Origin of the sequence: Bifidobacterium castoris, assembly GCF_003952025.1 — a bacterium.
Lineage (GTDB): Bacteria > Actinomycetota > Actinomycetes > Actinomycetales > Bifidobacteriaceae > Bifidobacterium > Bifidobacterium castoris.
In genome coordinates this window covers 372518-391498 of the sequence record NZ_QXGI01000001.1, presented here as the reverse complement: position 1 = coordinate 391498, position 18981 = coordinate 372518, and the positions used below count along the sequence as shown (strand labels likewise).

The window sequence follows — 18981 nt, the reverse complement described above, 5'->3', positions numbered from 1 at the left end:
GCGTTCATGGCGGACGCTCGCTGGCTGGGCGCATATCCCACCGTACACGTGCGCGCGTTTTCGTTCCGCAGCTGATTAGTCGCTCACTCGTAGCGTGCGGTCGCATTGAGCATGTCGAAGGCGGCGGGAAGCGCGTCGACGACGTCCATCGCGATGATCGGATGGCCGACCGATTCGGCGGCGAGCGTGTCCTCGTCGCCGTCGGAGAACAGCGCCGGCTCCTTCCATGCGCGTTGGTCGCTGTGCGAGGCGAGTGCGGCGGCGAGCCCGTGCACGTAGGCGGCGCCGGCGACGACCTCGGCGGCGAGCGAGGGGTCCGCGACGACCTCGTCGGCCTGTTGGGCGAGCATCGCGCCGGTGATGCCGGCGAGCACGTCGCCGGCGCCAGCCGTGGCGAGGAACGCGGGTGCGCGGCCGCATACGAGCGTGCGCGTCGCGCCGGCGTCGTCGGCGCCGACGATGACGGTCATAGCGCCTTTGAGCAGGACGGTCGCGCCGGTCAGTTCGCAGACGCGGCGTGCGGCGGCCAGCGGTCGGGCGGCCACGTCGGCGGCGTCGGCCGCCTCACCGAGCCGGGTGAGCAGGGCCGCCATCTCGCCGGCGTGGGGGGTGATGACGACGTGGGCGGGCACGTGCGCGGGAAGCAGGTCGAGCGCGCCGGCGTCGACGACGACCGGCGGCATCGCGAGCGCGGCGCGGCGCGTGTCCTCGTCGCCGTCGAGCGAGTAGTGGGCGAGCAGGGCCTTCGCGCGGGCGCGCTGCAGGTCTCGTTCGTCGCCGTGCGCGCCGTCGGGGACGCCGCAGCCGACGACCCAGGACTGCACATGGCCCTTGCCGACGACGGCTTCGGGCAGCGCGTGCAGCACGAGGTCCTGCGCGCGTCCGGGACCCAGGTAGCGCACCATGCCGATGTTCGAGCGCGCGGCGGCGCATACGGACAGGACGGCGGCGCCCGGGTAGGCGTCGGAGCCGGTGATCAGGCCGGTCACGCCGCGTTCGTATTTGGCGTCCTCGAGGCGCGGGATGCGGATCGCGGACTGGGCGAAGGCGCGGTCGACGATTTCAACGTCCGGCTCGGCGTCGTCGACGTCGAAGCCGAAGTCGACGAGCGTGACGCGGCCGCACGCGTAGCAGGCGGGAGGCAGCATCGCGCATGGCTTGAGCGCGCCGAACATCATCGTCATGTCGGCGGGGATGTACGCGCCGGGCAGTGCGCCGTCCTCGACGCCGATGCCGGATGGCGTGTCGATGGCGAGCACGAAGGGGAATTCGATGTCGAGCTCGTCATCGGGAAGCGCGGGGCGTCCGGGCGCGCCGCGCTTCCCGACGGCCTCGGCGATGGCCGCGGGGATGCCGCGCAACGCGCCGTTGACGCCGATGCCGGTCATCGCGTCGATGATGATGTGCGCGCGCGAGGCGAAACGCACTGCCTGTTCGAGGCGTGCGCCGGCCTCGCCGGAGGAGAATCCGACGGGGGCTCCGGGGATACTCGCGTTCGGGTCGAGCGTGAAGACGTGGCCGCCGGCCTCGCGGAACGCGGCGTACGCCTCGTCGTGCAGCGAACGGCCCACGGCGATCGCCGTCACGTTGAGGCCCTCGCCGGCGAGCATCGCGCCGCAGTACAGGCCATCGCCGCCGTTGTCGCCGGCGCCGGCGAGCACGCACACGCGCAGCGCGTCCGCCTCCCAGTCCTGTTCGTCGATGACGTCGAGCACGCGGCGCGCCGCCGCCGCGGCGGCCATGCGCATGAGCGGCGCGCCGTCGTCGAGCAGCGGGCGTTCGAGCGCCTTCACCGTCGCCACGCCGTAGGCGTTCGAGCGCAGCATGTCGGTGCGCGGCCCCTCCTCGGCTTCGATGTCCTGCGTGCCCGCCATGCCGGCGCCGCTCGTGCCGTGATCGTTCATCGTCGGTCCTTTCCCCGCCTTCCCGCGACGTGCGAGCGCATGGCCGGGAAGGGACAAACACATACGCCACCCACTCTAGTACCGCGCGCCGTGTGCGCCGCCGGCCGAACGCCGGGAAGCCGCAGGGCGTCGCTTCCTCTGACAACGATAACCGGCGCGCACGCGCCGAACCGCTCCCTACAATGGCGGCAACGGCGCACGACCGGCCCCTCCGGGCGGCGTGCGCGATCGAACGCGGGCGGCGGGGCCGTCCGCGGCATGGAAAGGAACATCATCATGTGCAGTGCAGTGCGTTTCGTCGACGGCGAGGGCAACCTCTACTTCGGACGCAACCTCGATTGGGAATGCGGCTACGGGGAGAAGATCGTGTACACGCCGGCCGACTATAACTACCAGCCGGTGTTCAACGCCGAGGACCGCAACCACGCCGTCATCGGCGTCGCCATCGTCGTCGAGGACACGCCGCTCTACTTCGACTGCGCGAACGACGCGGGCGTGACCGTCGCCGGCCTCAACTTCCCCGGCTACGCGCAGTACGCCGAGGACAGCGTCAACTTCACGACGAACGTGGCCGCCTACGAGTTCCCGCTGTGGGTGGCGCGCAACTTCACGAGCGTCGACGACGTCGCCGAGGCGCTCAAGAACGTGACGATCGTCGCCAAGCCGATCAACGACCAGTACCCGGTCGCGATGCTGCACTGGATCATCGCCGACGCGACGCGCAGCATCGTCGTCGAATACACCGCAAGCGGCATGCACGTATACGACGACGACGTCGACGTCATGACGAACCAGCCGGAGTTCCCGGTGCACCGCCAGAACCTCATCAACTACATCAACTGCGTGCCGACGATGGTCGAGCCGGTCAAGTGGGGCAACGCCGAACTCAAGCCATGGGGCGCGGGCCTGAGCGCCCACGGCCTGCCGGGCGACCCGAACTCGATGTCCCGCTTCGTGCGTGTCGCCTACGCGAACGCCCACTATCCGGACAAGCAGGGCGAGAAGGACAACGTCACCCGCCTGTTCAAGACGCTCTCGATCGCCGAGATGATCGAGGGCATGAGCGCGCTTGCCGACGGCCAGTACGAGAAGACGCGGTTCACGAGCGGCTACTCGGCGAAGACGAAGACCTACTACATGGCCACCTACGACGATCCGACGATCGTGGCCACGCCGGTGAGCGACTTCGACGCGACGAGCAACAAGCTGCAGACGAAGTGAACCCATGCGGGGCCTGAAGACCCCAAGACGCCCATCAACATTCAGCCCATGGCGAAACGGTGATGCAAACGCGGAACGCCATGGGCATGGTGCGATGCCCTGTCATATTATACGGACGTCGTAAGCCCGTTTCGGCCGCGCGCGTGCGCCGCGCCGGCCATGGAGCGGGGCGCCCCGCGGCAACCGGACAGGAGGCATGTAATGTTCGAAGAGCTGCACAGGAAGATGAACCATTTCTGGAACGACGACCGTACCCTGGCCCAGACCGATCCGGAATACATCGCGTTGTTCTCCCGATTCGCCTACGACGAGGTCGTGCGCGAACCCGAGGCGAACGACCCGAAGCTGGGGGAGGCCGACCGGTGCCTTGCGATCATCGCCGCGATCATCGGCGCGCAGGGCATGGACGCCTTCGAGATGATGCTGCCGGTCGCCTACCGGACCGGCGTCACGTCCGTGCAGCTCAAGGAGGTCATCTACCAGGCCACGCCCTACGCCGGGTTCGCCCACGCATTGCCGTACCTGAGGAAGCTCAACGACTTCCTCAACGCCGAGAACGTCGCGATGCCGCTGCCCGGCCAGGACACCGTCCCCGACGACGGGCGCATGGCGGCCGGCCAGCGCATCGAGATGCGGCTGTTCGGCGACGTGATGAGGGACTTCCCGCACAAGGGGCCCGAAGACACGCGCCACATCAACGCATGGCTCACCGACGACTGCTTCGGCGGCTACTACACGCGAGGCGGCCTGACGCTCGCGCAGCGCGAGATGGTCACGTTCTGCCTGCTCATCGGCCAGGGCGGCTGCGAGGCGCAGGAACGCGCGCACATCCGGGCCAACCTGCGGTTGGGCAACGACGAGCATTTCCTCATCGCCGTCGTTTCCCAATGCCTGCCGTACATCGGATACCCGCGCGCGCTCAACGCGATCGCCTGCATCCGCACGGTGCTCGGCGAACACGACGCGGAACCGGACTACGAAACGGGCGCGGAGCCGGGCGGCGGGGCGAGCGCGCGGCGTGACGGCGAATGACGCGCGGCGCGGCGCCGGCGCGTGACGGCACCGCGGCAACGAGAAGCAACGAGAACGGAACAAGGACAAGGACATGACGGACGACCACACGAAGGACGCCACACATGGCGCGCCGCCGCAGGGCGACGGCATCAGCGCGCAGCAGGAGCGCAAACACGAGGGCGCGGCCGTCAAGGCCGCCCTCATGGCGAACATCGGCGTCGCCATCGCCAAGCTCGCCGCGTTCCTCTTCACACGGTCGTCGTCGATGCTCTCGGAATCGGTGCACTCGATCGCGGACTGCTCGAACGAGATCGTGCTGATGGCCGGCGACCGCGTCGCCAGAAGACGACGCAAGAACGCGCAGCACCCCTTCGGCTGGTACCGGGTCAAATACCTCGCGTCCTTCGTCGTCGCGACGCTGCTGTTCTTCGTCGGCGGCTTCTTCTCGACGAGCGAGGCGCTCAAGAAGATCGGCGAGGTGCTCGAGGACCCCGCCATGCGCGCCGCCAACCGCGGCGAGCTCGTCGTCGCCCTCGTCGTCGTCGTCATCTCCGCCTGCCTCGAGGGCTACGGCCTGCACCAGTCGGTCAAGGAATCGGACGAACGCATGCGGCACACCGGCATGCCGCACATGGGCATCTACAGGTTCTGGCGCGTGACGAAATCCGCCGACCTCGCCTCGGTCATCATGGAGGACACGCTCGCGCTCATCGGCCTCGCGTTCGCGTTCCTCGGCATCGGCCTGGCCATCGCCACCGGCGACGAGCTTTACGACGCGCTCGGCGGCATGTGCGTCGGCGTCGTCCTCATCGTCGGCTCGCTGCTGCTCGCCTACAAGGCCGGCTCGCTGCTCATCGGCGAATCGGTCGATGCGCTGACGCAGGAACGCATCATCAAGGCCGTCGAAGGCACCGAAGGCGTCGAGGACCTCATTAACATGCAGTCCGTGCACATGTCCGAGGACAACATCCTGCTGTGCCTCAAGGTGCAGACCTCCAAGCTCGACCGCGACTACGATGTGGACACCGTCAACAAGATCGAACGGTCGGTGCGCGAGTCGATGCCGTGGTACAACTGGGAGATCTACGTCGAACCGGACATCATGCGCGCCTCGCAGGCCGGCACGCCCGACGAGCCGGTCGATCTCGACTGAACGCGCGCACGGACGGAACCGCGCAGACGAAACAGGGGCTTCATGGAACCGTTGTGGTTCCGTGAAGCCCCTGTTTCGCGTCAGTGGACCGCAAGGACCGGCGCGTCCTCACTCCTCGGCGACGAGCTCAAGGTAGGAGTCGTTCCACAGGTCCTCGTCGCCGTCGGGCATCAGCAGCACGCGTTCGGGGCGCAGCGCCTCGACGGCGCCCTCGTCATGGGTGACGAGCACGATCGCGCCCTCGTACTTCGAGATCGCCTTGAGGATCTCGGCGCGCGAGGCGGGGTCGAGGTTGTTCGTCGGCTCGTCGAGCAGCAGCACGTTCGCGCGCGACGTGACGAGCGTGGCGAGCGCGAGCCTCGTCTTCTCGCCGCCGGAGAGCACACGCGCCGGCTTGAACGCGTCATCGCCGGAGAACAGGAACGAGCCGAGGATCGAACGCGCCTGCGTGTCGGTGAGTTCGGGGGCCACATGCTGCAGGTTCTCGAGGACCGTCATGTCCAGTTCGAGCGTGTCGTGCTCCTGCGCGAAATAGCCGATCTTCGCGCCGTGGCCGTATTCGACCGCGCCGGTGTCCGGCTCGTCGAGATGGGCGAGCAGCCGCAGCGTCGTCGTCTTGCCGGCGCCGTTGTAACCGAGGATGACGACGCGCGAGCCCTTGTCGATCGCGAGGTTCACGCCGGCGAAGACGATGTTGTCGCCGTACGCCTTCGAGATGTCCTTCGCCATGATCGGCGTGCGCCCGCACGGCGCCGGTTCGGGGAAGCGGATGTCCGCGACCTTCTCCTTGCGCTGTTCGCCGCTCGTCTCGTTGAGCAGCTTCTCGGCGCGGCGCATCATGTTCTGCGCGGCCACGGCCTTCGTCGCCTTGGCGTGCAGGCGTATGCCCTGCTGCATGAGCCGCTCCGCCTTCTTCTCGGCGACCTCGCGTTCGCGCCGACGGCGCTCCTCGTCGACGGCGCGCTGGTGCAGGTACGCTTGGTAGCCGAGCGAGTACATGTCGATCTGCGCGGTCTGCGCGTCGAGATGCCACACCTTGTTGACGACCTCGTCGAGCAGCTCGACCGAATGGGAGATGACGAGGAAGCCGCCCTCATATTTCTTGAGGAAGCCGCGCAGCCATTCGATCGAGTCGGCGTCCAGATGGTTCGTCGGCTCGTCGAGGATGAGCGTGTCCGCATCCGAGAACAGGATGCGCGCCAGCTCGATGCGGCGGCGCTGGCCGCCGGAGAGCGTGCCGAGCGGACGGGACATGACGTCCTGCGGCAGCCCCAGGCTCGCCGCCATCGCCTGCGCCTCGGACTGCGCCGCGTAGCCTCCGGCCTTCTCGAAGTCCTGCATCGCCTTGTCGTAGCGGTTCATCGCCTTCGTCATCACATCCGGGTCCGGGTCGGTCATCTCCTTCTCGGCCTTACGCATGCGCCGGATGATCGTCGCGATGTCGCGCGCGCTCATCATGCGGTCGAGCGCCGACTGCTCCGGGTCGTCGGCATGCGTGTCCTGCGGCAGATAGCCGAGCTTGCCGGTGACGCGCACCGTGCCTGCCGTCGGCAGCAGTTCGCCGGTGATCGTGCGCGTCAGCGTCGTCTTGCCGGCGCCGTTGCGTCCCACGAGGCCGATCTTGTCGCCCTTGGCGACGTGGAAGCTCGTCGGCTGCAGCAGCGTGCGCGCGCCGATCTGAATCTCCAGTCCCTGTACTTCGATTGCCATTGCGTCACCGTCTCCCGACCCTGAGGTCCGTGATGTTCGTCCGTTCGTCCATGAATTGTCCTGTGCGAACGCCCGTCCTTGCGAAAAGCGCCGGCGGCCGTTCGCGCGCGCAGACCATCATAGACCATAAACGCGCCCCATGAACGCGCGCATCGGCGCGCATGGGGCGCGGCCGCCGCGGCGGGTCAGGCGAAGTCCGCCATGTCCACTTTCTCGCGGTAGATCGCGATCAGGTTGTCGAGCGTCCTCGCCGCGTAGGCCGGCGACGTGCTCGGCAGCGGCGTGGACGGCAGGTCGATCCCGTCGTCGAGCAGCATCGGCCTGCAGTAGCGTTCGTACAGGGCCGCCGCCTTCGCGCCGCACGGGTAGATGTGCCGGATCTCGGATCCGCGCACGATCGGCGCCAGGTCGCTCGGCACGACGTCGCGGATCGACGCGTCGGACGCCCCGAGGATCTCGCACGATTCGACCGTGTCCCACAGCGCGAAACGATGCCGCAGCGCGAACGCGCGGCGAGACGCCGCACTCGTGCCGACCGTGTCCGCCGGGTCGTCCGGATCGGCGAACAGCGAGTCCATGATCGGCCAGAAGCGGTTGCGCGGATGCATGTAGAAGAAGCCGGCCTCGCGCGACTTCGGACTGGCCATCGTGCCGAGGAAGAGCACGCGCGAGCGCGCGTCGAACAGCGGCGGGAATCCGTGCTCGACGCGCATCCAGCGGCCGTCGGCGCCCCTCGCGCTCATCGCTCGGCGTCCTTGTGCGAGGAGGCGCCGCCATCGCCGGAGCGCAGGTCACCGCTTTGCGACGGGTCCGGCGCGCGCCGCGCATCGCGCCGCGGCCTGGCCGATTCCTGCCGACGCGGCTCGATCGTGCCGAGCCTGCCGGAGATGCGCTTCCATGGGACGTACATGAACACGGCCGTCACGGCGGCGAGCGCGATGATGACGACGGCCGTGAACTTCGAGACGTCCATCAGATGGATCGCGATGCCGACGACCGACCACAGCGCGACGAGCCCGAAGACCCAGTCGTCGAAGCGGAAGCGCGCGAGGCAGGCTACGGCGAGCAGCGCGAGCGCGAGCACGATCGTGGCGACGGACTGGCCGGTGCCGCTCATCGCACCGTCCTTCGAGACGTAGTAGGTGACGGCGCGCGCGACGTCGACGAGCGTCTCGACGATGAGCCACGATCCCCACAGCGAGAACGGCGCCCAGCCCCATATGCTCGCGTCGTCGCGCCGGGAGAGGAACCACAGCGTCCACACGAGCGCCGTCTGCACGGCGATGAGCGTGACCGAGGCCGGATAGTTCTTGAAGGCCCAGGCGAACACCCAGCCGACGCCGACGAGACAGGCGGCCGTGAACAGCGCGCCGAGCAGCGTGAAGCGCACGCGGCCGAGCCGCTTGGCGCGTCGACGGCCGTTGCCGACGCGCACGAGCCATACGGCGAGCAGCAGATAGACGGGGATCCAGATGAGCTGCACGTAGCGCGGCGCCGAGAACCACGAGTGCACGCGCTGGCGGGCGTCGTTCATGTCCACGTGCACGAGGACGCCGGCCTGCGCGAGCGCCATGACGACGATGAGCGCGGCGAAGGAGGCCCAGGCGACGATCATCTCAACGTCGCGTTCGCGTCCGCCGTCCTTGTCGCGCGCGTCCTTTGCGCGGCCGCCGGCGCGCGTCTCTGGCGGCTGCGGTGAGTCGGCGCCCGTCCTGCGCGGCGCGCCGTGCGTGTTGCTGTCTGCCATGGTTCTCGCTCCTTCGTCGTGTCCGTTTCCTCCGTGTCGGCCGCGCGGCGCCATGCGGGCGCGGCCGTGACGACTTCCAGCGTAGGCGAAGTCCGGGCGGCGGCGTGCGCAGCGCCACCGTTTTTCGTCCTGTGGGTGAACGTGCGGCGGCCGTCTGGCGCCGCCGGCGGCACGCCTGCGCGCGCCCATGCGAAGATTTCGAACAGGTGTTCGATTTTTTTCGTCCGGATGCGCTATCCTTGTGTTGCCTGCGCGCCCGCGGGACGGGCGTGCGGACGGACCCACACGGGAATCGAAAGGCGGGATCCATTGGCAGCAGAACACGAAGCACGGACGTCGCATGCGGTCCTCGAACGCGTCATGTCGAGCGACGCCTTCCTGAGCCGCGAGCTGGCGAAGGCGCCGTTGCGCGAGGAGCGCGGTTCGCTCATCGCGGACATCGGCCATCTGCCGAACGACCTCAAGATCGTCATCCAGGGCGCGCGCGAGCACAACCTCAAGAACGCGGACCTCGAGTTCCCGCGCAACCGCATGGTCGTCTTCACCGGCCTGTCGGGCTCGGGCAAGTCGTCGATGGCCTTCGACACGTTGTTCGCCGAGGGCCAGCGCCGCTATGTCGAGTCGCTGTCCGCATACGCGCGCCAGTTCCTCGGCCAGATGGACAAGCCCGACGTCGATTTCATCGAGGGGCTCAGCCCGGCCGTCTCGATCGACCAGAAGACGACGAACCGCAACCCGCGCTCGACGGTCGGCACGATCACCGAGATCTACGACTACCTGCGCCTGCTGTTCGCGCGCACCGGCGTCCCGCACTGCCCGGTGTGCGGCGCCGAGGTGAGCGCGCAGACGCCGCAGCAGATGGTCGACCGCCTCCTGGGCAATCCCGAGGGCACACGCTTCCAGATCCTCGCGCCGGTCGTGCGCGGCCGCAAGGGCGAATTCGAGGACCTGCTCGAGCTGCTGCGCGGCGACGGCTACGCCCGCGCGCTCATCGACGGCGAGATGCGCCAACTGTCCGACGACATCACGCTGGCCAAGCAGAAGAAGCACACGATCGAGGTCGTCGTCGACCGCCTCGTCGTGCGCGACGGCATCCGCCAGCGCCTCACCGACTCCGTCGAGACGGCGCTGCGCTTGGCGAAGGGGCTCATGGTCGCCGACTTCGTCGACCGCGACGCCGCCGCGCCGGACCGCCGCGTCCCGTTCTCCGAACACATGGCATGCCCCAACGGCCACACGCTCGAGCTCGACGAGATCGAGCCGCGCACGTTCTCCTTCAACGCGCCCTACGGCGCATGCCCCGAATGCACCGGTCTGGGCTTCAGCCTCGCGATCGACCCCGAGCTCGTCGTGCCCGACCCGGACAAGACGCTCAACGAGGGTGCGATCGAGCCGTGGATGATGACGAAGTCCACCGGCGACTACTACCGCCACGTGCTCGAGGGCCTCGGCTCCGAACTCGGATTCGATCTGGACACGCCGTGGAAGGACCTGCCCGAGGAGACCCGACAGGCGATCATGTACGGCAAGGACTTCAAGGTCACCGTCTCGTACCGCAACCGTTGGGGTCGCATGCGCGAATACTCGACCGGCTTCGAAGGCGTCGTGCGTTCGCTGATGCGCCGTCACGAGGAGACCGACTCCGAGCAGCGCAAGCAGTACTACGAGTCGTACATGCGCGAAGTGCCCTGCGCCGTCTGCCACGGCAAGCGGCTCAAGCCGGAGGTGCTCGCCGTGACCGTCGGCGGGCTGTCGATCGCCGACGTGTGCGACATGCCGGCCGAACGCGGCCTCAGGTGGATCAATGAGCTCGACCTGACCGGCGCCGCCGCGCGCATCGCCGGCGAGGTCGTCAAGGAGATCCGCGCGCGCCTCGGCTTCCTCAACGACGTCGGCCTCAACTACCTGACGCTCTCGCGCGCCGCGAAGACGCTCTCCGGCGGCGAGGCGCAGCGCATCCGCCTCGCCACGCAGATTGGCTCGGGGCTCGTCGGCGTCATGTACGTGCTCGACGAGCCGTCGATCGGCCTGCACCAGCGCGACAACGCGCGCCTGATCGACACGCTGCACCATCTGCGCGACCTGGGCAACACGCTCATCGTCGTCGAACACGACGAGGACACGATCCGCTCGGCGGACTGGCTCGTCGACATCGGCCCGGGCGCCGGCGAACACGGCGGCGAGGTCGTATACTCGGGCCCCGCCGACCATCTCGTCGACGCGAAGCGTTCGATCACCGGCGACTACATCGCCGGCCGCAGGAGGATCGAGACGCCCCCCAAGCGGCGCAAGCCGAGGAAGTCGCGCAGGCTGCGCGTCGTCGGGGCCCGCGAGAACAACCTCAAGGACATCACCGTCGACTTCCCGCTCGGCGTCATGACCTGCGTCACCGGCGTCTCCGGATCGGGCAAGTCGACGCTCGTCAACCAGATCCTGTACCCGGTGCTCGCCGACCGGCTCAACGGCGCGAGGATCGTGCCCGGCAAGCATACGCGCGTCGAAGGCGTCGAACTGTGCGACAAGGTCATCCACGTCGACCAGAACCCGATCGGACGCACGCCGCGCTCCAACCCGGCCACCTACACCGGCGTGTGGGACAAGATCCGCGCGCTGTTCGCGAAGACGCCCGAGGCGCAGGTGCGCGGCTACGGTCCGGGACGCTTCTCGTTCAACGTCAAGGGCGGCCGCTGCGAGGCCTGCCACGGCGACGGCACGCTCAAGATCGAGATGAACTTCCTGCCGGACGTCTATGTGGATTGCGAGGAATGCCACGGCAAGCGCTACAACCGCGAGACGCTCGAGGTCAAATACAACGGCAAGTCGGTCGCCGACGTGCTCGACATGCCGATCAGCGAGGCGGCCGAGTTCTTCAGGGCCTACCCGGCGATCTCGCGCTACCTCGACACGCTCGTGCAGGTCGGCCTCGGCTACATCCGCCTCGGGCAGCCCGCCACGACGCTTTCCGGCGGCGAGTCGCAGCGTGTCAAGCTCGCCACCGAACTGCAGCGCCGCAGCACCGGCAAGACCGTCTACATCCTCGACGAGCCGACGACCGGACTGCACTTCGAGGACGTCAACAAGCTCCTCGTCGTGCTCCAGGGCCTCGTCGACAAAGGCAACACCGTCATCGTCATCGAACACAACCTCGACGTCGTCAAGTCGAGCGACTGGATCATCGACCTGGGGCCGGAAGGCGGCGAAGGCGGCGGCACGATTGTCGCCGAGGGCACGCCGGAGCACGTCGTCGAATGCGACGGGTCGTGGACCGGCCGGTTCCTCGAGCCGCTGCTCGGATAGCGGACGGCGGCATCGGCAACACCAACGTCATCATGGAGGCGACGTGAGCACATTCGAACGGCACGCGCCGGGCACCTGGCATGCGATCGCGCGCGATCTGGCCGCATCCGGCGGCGCGGACGGGCAGGGCGCAGGCGCCGGCGTCAACGCGAACGGGGCGCCGCTGCTCGGCGACAGCCGCGACCTGTTCCGCCCGAAGACCTCGGACATCCCCGCGCGGCCCGGCGTCTACAAGTGGCGCGACGGCGAGGGCCGCGTCATCTACGTGGGCAAGGCGAAGAACCTGCGCAACCGGCTGACCAACTACTTCCAGCCGCTGCGCCAGCTCCATCCGCGCACGCAGACGATGGTGCTCACCGCACGCTCGCTCGAATGGACCGTCGTGGGCACCGAGATCGAGGCGCTCACGCTCGAATACACATGGATCAAGGAGTTCGACCCCCGGTTCAACGTCGTCTTCCGCGACGACAAGACCTACCCGTATCTGGCGATCTCGGCGGGGGAGGAGTACCCGCGCGTATGGGTCACGCGCAGCCGCAAACGCCGCGACACGCGCTACTTCGGCCCCTACGCGAAGGTATGGGACCTGCGCAAGAGCCTCGATAGGCTGCTGCGCGCGTTCCCGGTGCGCACCTGCACGCCGTCCGTGTTCCGCAAGGCGCAGCTGACCGGCCGGCCCTGCCTGCTCGCGTCGATCGGCAAATGCTCGGCGCCGTGCGTCGGCAGGATCACGCCGAAGGAGCACCGGCGCATGTGCGAACAGCTCGTCGGCGTGCTCACCGGACGCATCGGGCGTTCGTACGTCGCCCAGCTCACCGCGCAGATGAAGGAGGCGAGCGCCGAACTCGACTTCGAGCGCGCCGCGCGGCTGCGCGACGACATCCAGATGCTCTCCGGCGTCGTCGAGCAGAACTCCGTCGTCCTCGACCAGGACGTGGACGCGGACGTCTTCGGCTTCGCCACCGACGAGCTTGAGGCGTCCGTGCATGCCTTCTTCGTGCGCACCGGCACGATCCGCGGCGAACGCAACTGGAGCGTCGAACGCTCCGAGGGCATCGGGGACGACGAGATCGTCGCCGACCTGCTCGTACGCGTCTACGCCGACCTCGTCGGCGACGAACGCCGCGAGGGGGAGCGGGCGACGAAGGTCGTCGTCAACGAGGAACGCAACGCCGTCGCCGCCTCGCAGCGCTTCCGCGCGACCGATCCGACGGCCCGCGCGCAGGCGACGCGCGAACGGCGCGAACGGCTTGAACAGACCGGGCGCGCCGATTTGCTCGCGCCGATCGCGCCGGTGCCCCGGCAGATCCTCGTACCGTTCGAGCCGGCGCGCCGCGAGGAGCTCGAGACGTGGCTGTCCGGCCTGCGCGGCGGCGCCGTCTCGATCGACGTGCCGCGGCGCGGCACGAAGCGCCAGCTGCTCGACCGCGCGGACCAGAACGCCCAGCAGGCGCTCCAGCGCAGCAAGATGAGCCGCATCAGCGACATCGGCGCGCGCACCGAGGCGATGAACGAGGTCGCCGAGGCGCTCGGGCTCGACCAGGCGCCGCTGCGCATCGAATGCTACGACATCTCGAACACGGTCGGAGGCGCCTATCAGGTCGCGTCGATGGTCGTGTTCGAGGACGGCGTCGCGAAGAAATCCGAATACCGGCGCTTCGCGATCCGCGGCGCCGACGGCTCCGGCGCGCTCGACGACCTGTCGGCGCTCACCGAGACGCTCACGCGCCGGTTCAGGCACGGCAACATCGCCGGCGACAGCGGCGAGAGCATCGACGACGAGCGGCGTGCGTCCCGCGCCATGCGCGACGGCGGCCGGGACATGGCGGACGCGGGACGGATCGTGCAGCAGGACACCGACCGGCGGCGCTTCGCCTACAAGCCGAACCTCGTCGTCGTCGACGGCGGCAGGCCGCAGGTCATGGCCGCAGCGAAGGCCCTCGCCGACTGCGGCGTGGACGACGTGGCCGTGTGCGGACTCGCGAAGCGCCTCGAGGAGGTGTGGGTGCCGGACGACGACTATCCGATCATCCTTAGGCGCGCGTCGGAGGGCATGTACCTGCTGCAGCGCGTGCGCGACGAATCGCACCGCTTCGCGATCGACTACCACCGGCGGTCGCGCCGCAAGGGCGCGCTGCGTTCGTCGCTCGACGGCATCCCCGGCGTGGGGCCCGCGTTCCAGAAGCGGCTGCTCGCGCATTTCGGCTCGGTGCGCGCGATGCGCGAGGCGAGCGTCGAACAGCTCGAGGAGGTCAAGGGCATCGGATCGGCGAAGGCGCTGCGCATCTGGCAGGCTCTGCACAAGGACGGCGCCGAGGACACGCAGGCGCAGGATGCGGGGGACGGCGACGGGCGGACGCACATGCACGCGGCCGGGGACTGAACGCGCCGCATGCGCATGCCGCGATTCGGCCGTATGCCCGTCGCGCGCGACGGGCATACGGTACGCTGGTGGAGCGGCCGCGGCGGCATGACGCCGAGAGTCGCATCGACGGCCCATGTCGGCAGACGGCCATGTCAGGAGGATGTATGAACAATGGACCACGGCGCTGCGCCGTCCTCGGCAAGCCCATCGCCCATTCGCTCTCGCCGCTGCTCCACGAGGCGGCCTACCGCGCGCTCGGACTGGACGGCTGGAGCTATAGGCGCATCGAAATGGACGAGGACGGCCTCGCCGCCTTCCTCGGCTCGCTCGACGGCGGCTGGGCCGGCCTGAGCCTGACGATGCCGCTCAAACGCACGATCCAGCCCCACGGCGCGCCAGCGAACCTGTGGGCGCGCGAGCTGGGCGTCGCGAACACGGCCGTCTTCGCCGACGGCACGACGAAACTGTACAACACCGACGTCTACGGCATCGCCAGGGCCTTCTCGCACGCGGCGGCGGCGAGGGGGATCCAGCCGGCGGCGAACCGTTCGGCGGTCATCCTCGGCAACGGCAACACCGCCACCTCCGCCCTCGCCGCATACGTCATGATGGGCGGCGTGACGCATGTGACCATCGCCGCGCGCCATCCGCAGCGCAATCCCGGACTCGCCGAGGTCGGCGCTCGGCACGGCGTCGACGTGACGGCGGTCGCGTTCGACGACGCGCATGCCACGGCGCTGCTCGCCGACGCCGACCTCGTCGTCAACACGATCCCGGCGAACGGCGCCGACGCCGTCGCACGCCGCCTCGCCGAAGCCGGCGGCGCCGTGCGCGGCACGCTGCTCGACGTCGTCTACGACCCGCGGCCCACCGAGCTGATGAAGGTTTGGGAGCGTCTGGGCGGCGTCGCACTGGGCGGGGAGGAGATGCTACTGTATCAAGCGGTGGCCCAGGTGCTGCTCATGACCGGACTCGCCGCGGACGATGACTTCGACGCCGTCGACGCGCGAGCGCCCCATGACGCGCTCGAACGGGCCATGAGAGAGGCATTGGAGGAGGCGCTGTGAGCCAAGGCAACGATACTGCGACGCACGAGGACGGACGGCAGGAGCACATCGGCGGGCCGGCCGAGGGATTCGAGGTCATGCTCATCACCGGCATGTCCGGGGCCGGCAGGTCGCACGCCGCGCACAGCATCGAGGACATGGGCTGGTACGTCGTCGACAACATGCCGCCGCAGCTCATGGTGCCGATGGTCGACATGATGACCGCGTCCAAGAGCGGCGTGCACAAGCTCGCCGCCGTCATCGACGTGCGTTCCCGCGACTACTTCACCGACCTGTCCGCGATGCTCAGCCATCTCGACGACCTCGGCGTCAAGACGCGCATCCTGTTCCTCGACGCCGACGACGAGGTGCTCATCAAACGCTTCGAGGCGGTGCGCAGGCCGCATCCGCTGCAGCGCAACGGGCGGCTCATCGACGGCATCCGCGAGGAACGCGAGATGCTCGAGAACCTCGAGGAGCGCGCCGATATCGTCATCGACACCTCGCATCTGAGCATCCACCAGCTGTCGACGAAGCTGTACAACGCGCTGATGGGCTCGGGGCCGACGACCGTCTCGGTGCACATCTTCAGCTTCGGCTTCAAATACGGCATCCCGATCGACGCCGACTTCGTCGCCGACGTAAGGTTCCTGCCGAACCCGTACTGGGTGCCGCAGCTGCGCGAGCTCAACGGCCGCGACGAGCCGGTGAGCGACTACGTGCTGCGCAGCGAGGGGGCGGCCGAGTTCCTCGACGCCTACGAGAAGGCGATCGGGATCGCCGTCAACGGCTACGCGCAGGAGGACAAGCACTACGTGACGATCGCCATCGGCTGCACCGGCGGCCAGCACCGTTCCGTCGCGATGAGCGAGGCGCTGGCGGAGCGGCTGCGCGCCCACGGGCTCAACGTGAGCGTGTCCGCACGCGAACTCGACCGACGCCAGTCCTGAGCCGTCCCGGCCCACGCGACACGCGGGGAAACAAGCACAATTCCAACGGTTTGTCAAATGCGGGTCCACATCCGTCGTTGTCCAAGACCTTCGGTATCACGGAATGTCGGTGGTCACTTGCGACACGCCGTACCGATCACGATACACACAACAGGAGGATCCTTTGGCTCTTCTCGATGAAGTCAAACGTGAGCTGTCCGAAATCGACGGGGAGATGGTCCTGGCGCAGAAGGCGCAGGTGACCTCGATGCTCCGTTTCGGAGGCGGCCTTCGCAAAAGCGATCGAAACATCATCGTCCAGGCGCAGTTCGACTCGCTCGACGCGGCCCAGTGGCTCCAGCGGGCGATCAAGAACCTGTACGGCCACGACGCGATGCTGACCGCGGTCGAACGCCAGACGCCGACCGGGCCGGTGCGCCGCTACATGGTCATCGTCGAGCGCGGCGGCGTCGCCCTCGCGCTGCAGACCGGCCTGCTCGACCGGCGCAAGCACCAGGCCGTCGCCGGACTGCCTCAGGAGCTCATGGCCGGCAACATCGCCCAGATCAAGGCGATCTGGCGAGGCGCGTTCCTTGCCCACGGCGGCCTGTCCGACCCGGGCAAGGCCAGCTATCTCGAGATCATCTGCCCGACCGACGAGACTGCGCTGGCGCTCACGAGCGCCGCACGCCGACTCGGCGTCAGCGCCAAGCCGCGCCAGCTGCGCAGCTCGCGCCGCGTGACGCTCAAGGACCCCGACGCGATCGAACGCATGCTCAACCTGATGGGGGCCCCGCGCTCGGCGCGCGAGTGGACCGGCAAGCGCTCCGACGGCGAAGCGCGCGGCAAGGCGAACCGTCTGGCCAACTTCGACGACGCGAACATGCGCCGCAGCGCGAAGGCCGCGGCCGAGGCGTGCGAGAAGGTGCGTCGCGCCTTCGAGATCCTCGGCGATGACGTGCCGGAGAACCTGCGCGCCGCCGGTCAGCTGCGCCTCGACCACGACGACGCGAGCCTCGAGGAGCTGGGTCGCCTCGCCGACCCGCCGATCACGAAGGACGCCGTCGCCGGACGCATCCGGCGTCTGCTGCAGCTGGCCGACAAGGTCGCCAAGGCGTCCCAGGACGCCGAGGCCTGACCCTCGCCCCCGGGCCGACGACGGCCCGGATGCATCTGTGGACAGGCGGGGACGACGCTCTCGGCGGAAGGACGCGCCTGTTCGTTTGTGGCTGTATGATGCGTAACTGGCGGATCATGCAGCCGTTCCCCGCCAACCCCGGCGGCGAGAAAGGAAAATCCATATGAAGACACTCAAGGATCTTGGAGATCTCAAGGGCAAGCGCGTCCTCGTCCGCGCCGATTTCAATGTGCCGCTCGATGGCACGACCATCACCGACGACGGTCGCATCAAGGCCGCACTCCCCACGATCGAACAGCTGCGCAAGGACGGCGCGAAGGTCATCCTCATGGCGCATCTGGGCCGCCCGAAGGGCAAGGTCGTCCCGGAGCTCTCCCTGGCGCCGGTCGCCGAACGCCTCAGCGAACTGCTCGGCGTCCCGGTCGTCCTCGCGAAGGACACCTACGGCCCGGACGCGCAGGAGAAGGTCGCCGCGATGAAGGACGGCGATGTCGTGCTGCTCGAGAACGTCCGCTTCAACCCGGAGGAGACGAGCAAGGACGAGGCCGAGCGCGCCGCGTACGCGAAGAAGATCGCCGCCCTCGGCGACGTCTTCGTCTCCGACGGCTTCGGCGTTGTGCACCGCGCGCAGGGCTCTAACTACGACGTCGCGGCCGATCTGCCGGCCGCCGCCGGCCTGCTCGTCGAGAAGGAGGTCAAGGCGCTGTCCAAGGCGACCGAGGACCCGGAGCGTCCGTTCACCGTCGTGCTGGGCGGCTCGAAGGTTTCCGACAAGCTCGGCGTCATCGAGAACCTCCTCGACAAGGCCGACCGCCTCGTCATCGGCGGTGGCATGGTGTTCACGTTCCTCAAGGCCAAGGGCTACGAGGTCGGCACGTCGCTGCTCGAGGAGGACCAGATCGAGAAGGTCAAGGGTTACATCGAGACGGCCGAGAAGAACGGCGTCGAACTCGTCCTGCCGGTCGACATCGTCGTCAACAAGGGCTTCCCGGCGGGCGACACCCCGATCGACCCGAAGGTCGTCCCGGCCGACCAGATCCCGTCCGACATGATGGGCCTCGACATCGGTCCGGAGTCCTGCAAGCTCTTCCACGACAAGATCGTCGATTCGAAGACGGTCGTGTGGAACGGCCCGATGGGCGTGTTCGAGATCCCGCAGTTCGCCGATGGCACCCGCGCGGTCGCACAGGCGCTCGTCGACGCGACGGCGAACGGCGCGTTCACGATCGTCGGCGGCGGCGACTCGGCGGCCGCGGTGCGCAACCTCGGCTTCCCGGAGGACGGCTTCTCGCACATCTCGACCGGCGGCGGCGCCTCCCTTGAATTCCTCGAGGGCAAGGAGCTTCCGGGGCTCACGGTACTCGACTGACGGCACGCGTCGCGGCCCGTCCGCGACGCCCGTACCGCGACGACAAGGCGCGCACCGTCCGGCACACGGCGGTGCGCGCCGCGCGTTC

The 18981-nt window shown here is 68.6% G+C and carries 13 protein-coding genes; 9 read left to right on the top strand and 4 right to left on the bottom strand.

All coding sequences use genetic code 11. The features are described from left to right. Nucleotides 1-83: 83 nt before the first annotated feature. Nucleotides 84-1904 (bottom strand): bifunctional ADP-dependent NAD(P)H-hydrate dehydratase/NAD(P)H-hydrate epimerase, encoded by a 1821-nt coding sequence (locus D2E22_RS01810; protein WP_420897227.1) that lies wholly within the window; start codon nucleotides 1902-1904, stop codon nucleotides 84-86. 276 nt (nucleotides 1905-2180) lie between these two features. Here D2E22_RS01810 and bsh point away from each other — a divergent pair, with 276 nt between their 5' ends. The 3 genes from bsh (at nucleotide 2181) to D2E22_RS01795 (ending at nucleotide 5292) form a co-directional block, all read left to right on the top strand. Then, a complete protein-coding gene (bsh, locus tag D2E22_RS01805) occupies nucleotides 2181-3125 on the top strand; it encodes a choloylglycine hydrolase (protein ID WP_126031401.1) in 945 nt (314 codons plus the stop codon). A 201-nt stretch (nucleotides 3126-3326) separates the two neighbouring features. After that, nucleotides 3327-4157, top strand: a complete 831-nt coding sequence (locus D2E22_RS01800) for a carboxymuconolactone decarboxylase family protein (RefSeq protein ID WP_126031400.1) — start codon at nucleotides 3327-3329, stop codon at nucleotides 4155-4157. A 73-nt stretch (nucleotides 4158-4230) separates the two neighbouring features. After that, nucleotides 4231-5292 (top strand): cation diffusion facilitator family transporter, encoded by a 1062-nt coding sequence (locus tag D2E22_RS01795; protein WP_126031399.1) that lies wholly within the window; start codon nucleotides 4231-4233, stop codon nucleotides 5290-5292. 108 nt (nucleotides 5293-5400) lie between these two features. Here the strand turns inward: D2E22_RS01795 and D2E22_RS01790 are convergent, their stop codons facing one another. The 3 genes from D2E22_RS01790 to D2E22_RS01780 all read right to left on the bottom strand — a co-directional run bounded on the left by D2E22_RS01790 (nucleotide 5401) and on the right by D2E22_RS01780 (nucleotide 8749). Further along, complete coding sequence (locus tag D2E22_RS01790) at nucleotides 5401-7002, bottom strand: ABC-F family ATP-binding cassette domain-containing protein (RefSeq protein ID WP_126031398.1); 1602 nt, start codon at nucleotides 7000-7002, stop codon at nucleotides 5401-5403. Nucleotides 7003-7187: 185 nt separating this feature from the next. Then, nucleotides 7188-7745, bottom strand: a complete 558-nt coding sequence (locus tag D2E22_RS01785) for a uracil-DNA glycosylase family protein (protein ID WP_126031397.1) — start codon at nucleotides 7743-7745, stop codon at nucleotides 7188-7190. Then, nucleotides 7742-8749 (bottom strand): hypothetical protein, encoded by a 1008-nt coding sequence (locus D2E22_RS01780; protein ID WP_126031396.1) that lies wholly within the window; start codon nucleotides 8747-8749, stop codon nucleotides 7742-7744. The genes D2E22_RS01785 and D2E22_RS01780 overlap by 4 nt, the downstream gene beginning before the upstream one ends. A gap of 360 nt (nucleotides 8750-9109) precedes the next feature. Between D2E22_RS01780 and uvrA the strand changes: the two genes are divergently transcribed. The 6 genes from uvrA to D2E22_RS01750 all read left to right on the top strand — a co-directional run bounded on the left by uvrA (nucleotide 9110) and on the right by D2E22_RS01750 (nucleotide 18893). Beyond that, complete coding sequence (gene uvrA, locus D2E22_RS01775; RefSeq protein WP_126031515.1) at nucleotides 9110-12046, top strand: excinuclease ABC subunit UvrA; 2937 nt, start codon at nucleotides 9110-9112, stop codon at nucleotides 12044-12046. 43 nt (nucleotides 12047-12089) lie between these two features. Further along, entirely contained in the window at nucleotides 12090-14429 is a 2340-nt protein-coding gene (gene uvrC, locus D2E22_RS01770) for an excinuclease ABC subunit UvrC (protein WP_126031395.1), read from the top strand. Between the two features lie 146 nt (nucleotides 14430-14575). Continuing rightward, nucleotides 14576-15478 (top strand): shikimate dehydrogenase, encoded by a 903-nt coding sequence (locus D2E22_RS01765; RefSeq protein WP_126031394.1) that lies wholly within the window; start codon nucleotides 14576-14578, stop codon nucleotides 15476-15478. After that, on the top strand, nucleotides 15475-16407 hold the full coding sequence (gene rapZ, locus D2E22_RS01760) for an RNase adapter RapZ (protein ID WP_420897226.1): 933 nt from the start codon (nucleotides 15475-15477) through the stop codon (nucleotides 16405-16407). Before D2E22_RS01765 ends, rapZ begins: the two co-directional genes overlap by 4 nt. A gap of 163 nt (nucleotides 16408-16570) precedes the next feature. Next, nucleotides 16571-17524, top strand: coding sequence for a DNA-binding protein WhiA (gene whiA, locus D2E22_RS01755; protein WP_126031393.1), 954 nt, complete (start codon nucleotides 16571-16573; stop codon nucleotides 17522-17524). Between the two features lie 163 nt (nucleotides 17525-17687). Further along, nucleotides 17688-18893: a phosphoglycerate kinase gene (locus D2E22_RS01750; RefSeq protein WP_126031392.1), complete on the top strand. Its 1206-nt coding sequence runs from the start codon at nucleotides 17688-17690 to the stop codon at nucleotides 18891-18893. The last annotated feature ends 88 nt before the right edge of the window (nucleotides 18894-18981 follow it).

What these genes read in the sequence shown, in the direction of transcription:
- D2E22_RS01810 (WP_420897227.1), bottom strand. Translation starts at nt 1,904, where the DNA reads ATGAACGATCACGGCACGAGCGGCGCCGGCATGGCGGGCACGCAGGAC.
- bsh (WP_126031401.1), top strand. Translation starts at nt 2,181, where the DNA reads ATGTGCAGTGCAGTGCGTTTCGTCGACGGCGAGGGCAACCTCTACTTC.
- D2E22_RS01800 (WP_126031400.1), top strand. Translation starts at nt 3,327, where the DNA reads ATGTTCGAAGAGCTGCACAGGAAGATGAACCATTTCTGGAACGACGAC.
- D2E22_RS01795 (WP_126031399.1), top strand. Translation starts at nt 4,231, where the DNA reads ATGACGGACGACCACACGAAGGACGCCACACATGGCGCGCCGCCGCAG.
- D2E22_RS01790 (WP_126031398.1), bottom strand. Translation starts at nt 7,002, where the DNA reads ATGGCAATCGAAGTACAGGGACTGGAGATTCAGATCGGCGCGCGCACG.
- D2E22_RS01785 (WP_126031397.1), bottom strand. Translation starts at nt 7,745, where the DNA reads ATGAGCGCGAGGGGCGCCGACGGCCGCTGGATGCGCGTCGAGCACGGA.
- D2E22_RS01780 (WP_126031396.1), bottom strand. Translation starts at nt 8,749, where the DNA reads ATGGCAGACAGCAACACGCACGGCGCGCCGCGCAGGACGGGCGCCGAC.
- uvrA (WP_126031515.1), top strand. Translation starts at nt 9,110, where the DNA reads ATGTCGAGCGACGCCTTCCTGAGCCGCGAGCTGGCGAAGGCGCCGTTG.
- D2E22_RS01765 (WP_126031394.1), top strand. Translation starts at nt 14,576, where the DNA reads ATGAACAATGGACCACGGCGCTGCGCCGTCCTCGGCAAGCCCATCGCC.
- D2E22_RS01750 (WP_126031392.1), top strand. Translation starts at nt 17,688, where the DNA reads ATGAAGACACTCAAGGATCTTGGAGATCTCAAGGGCAAGCGCGTCCTC.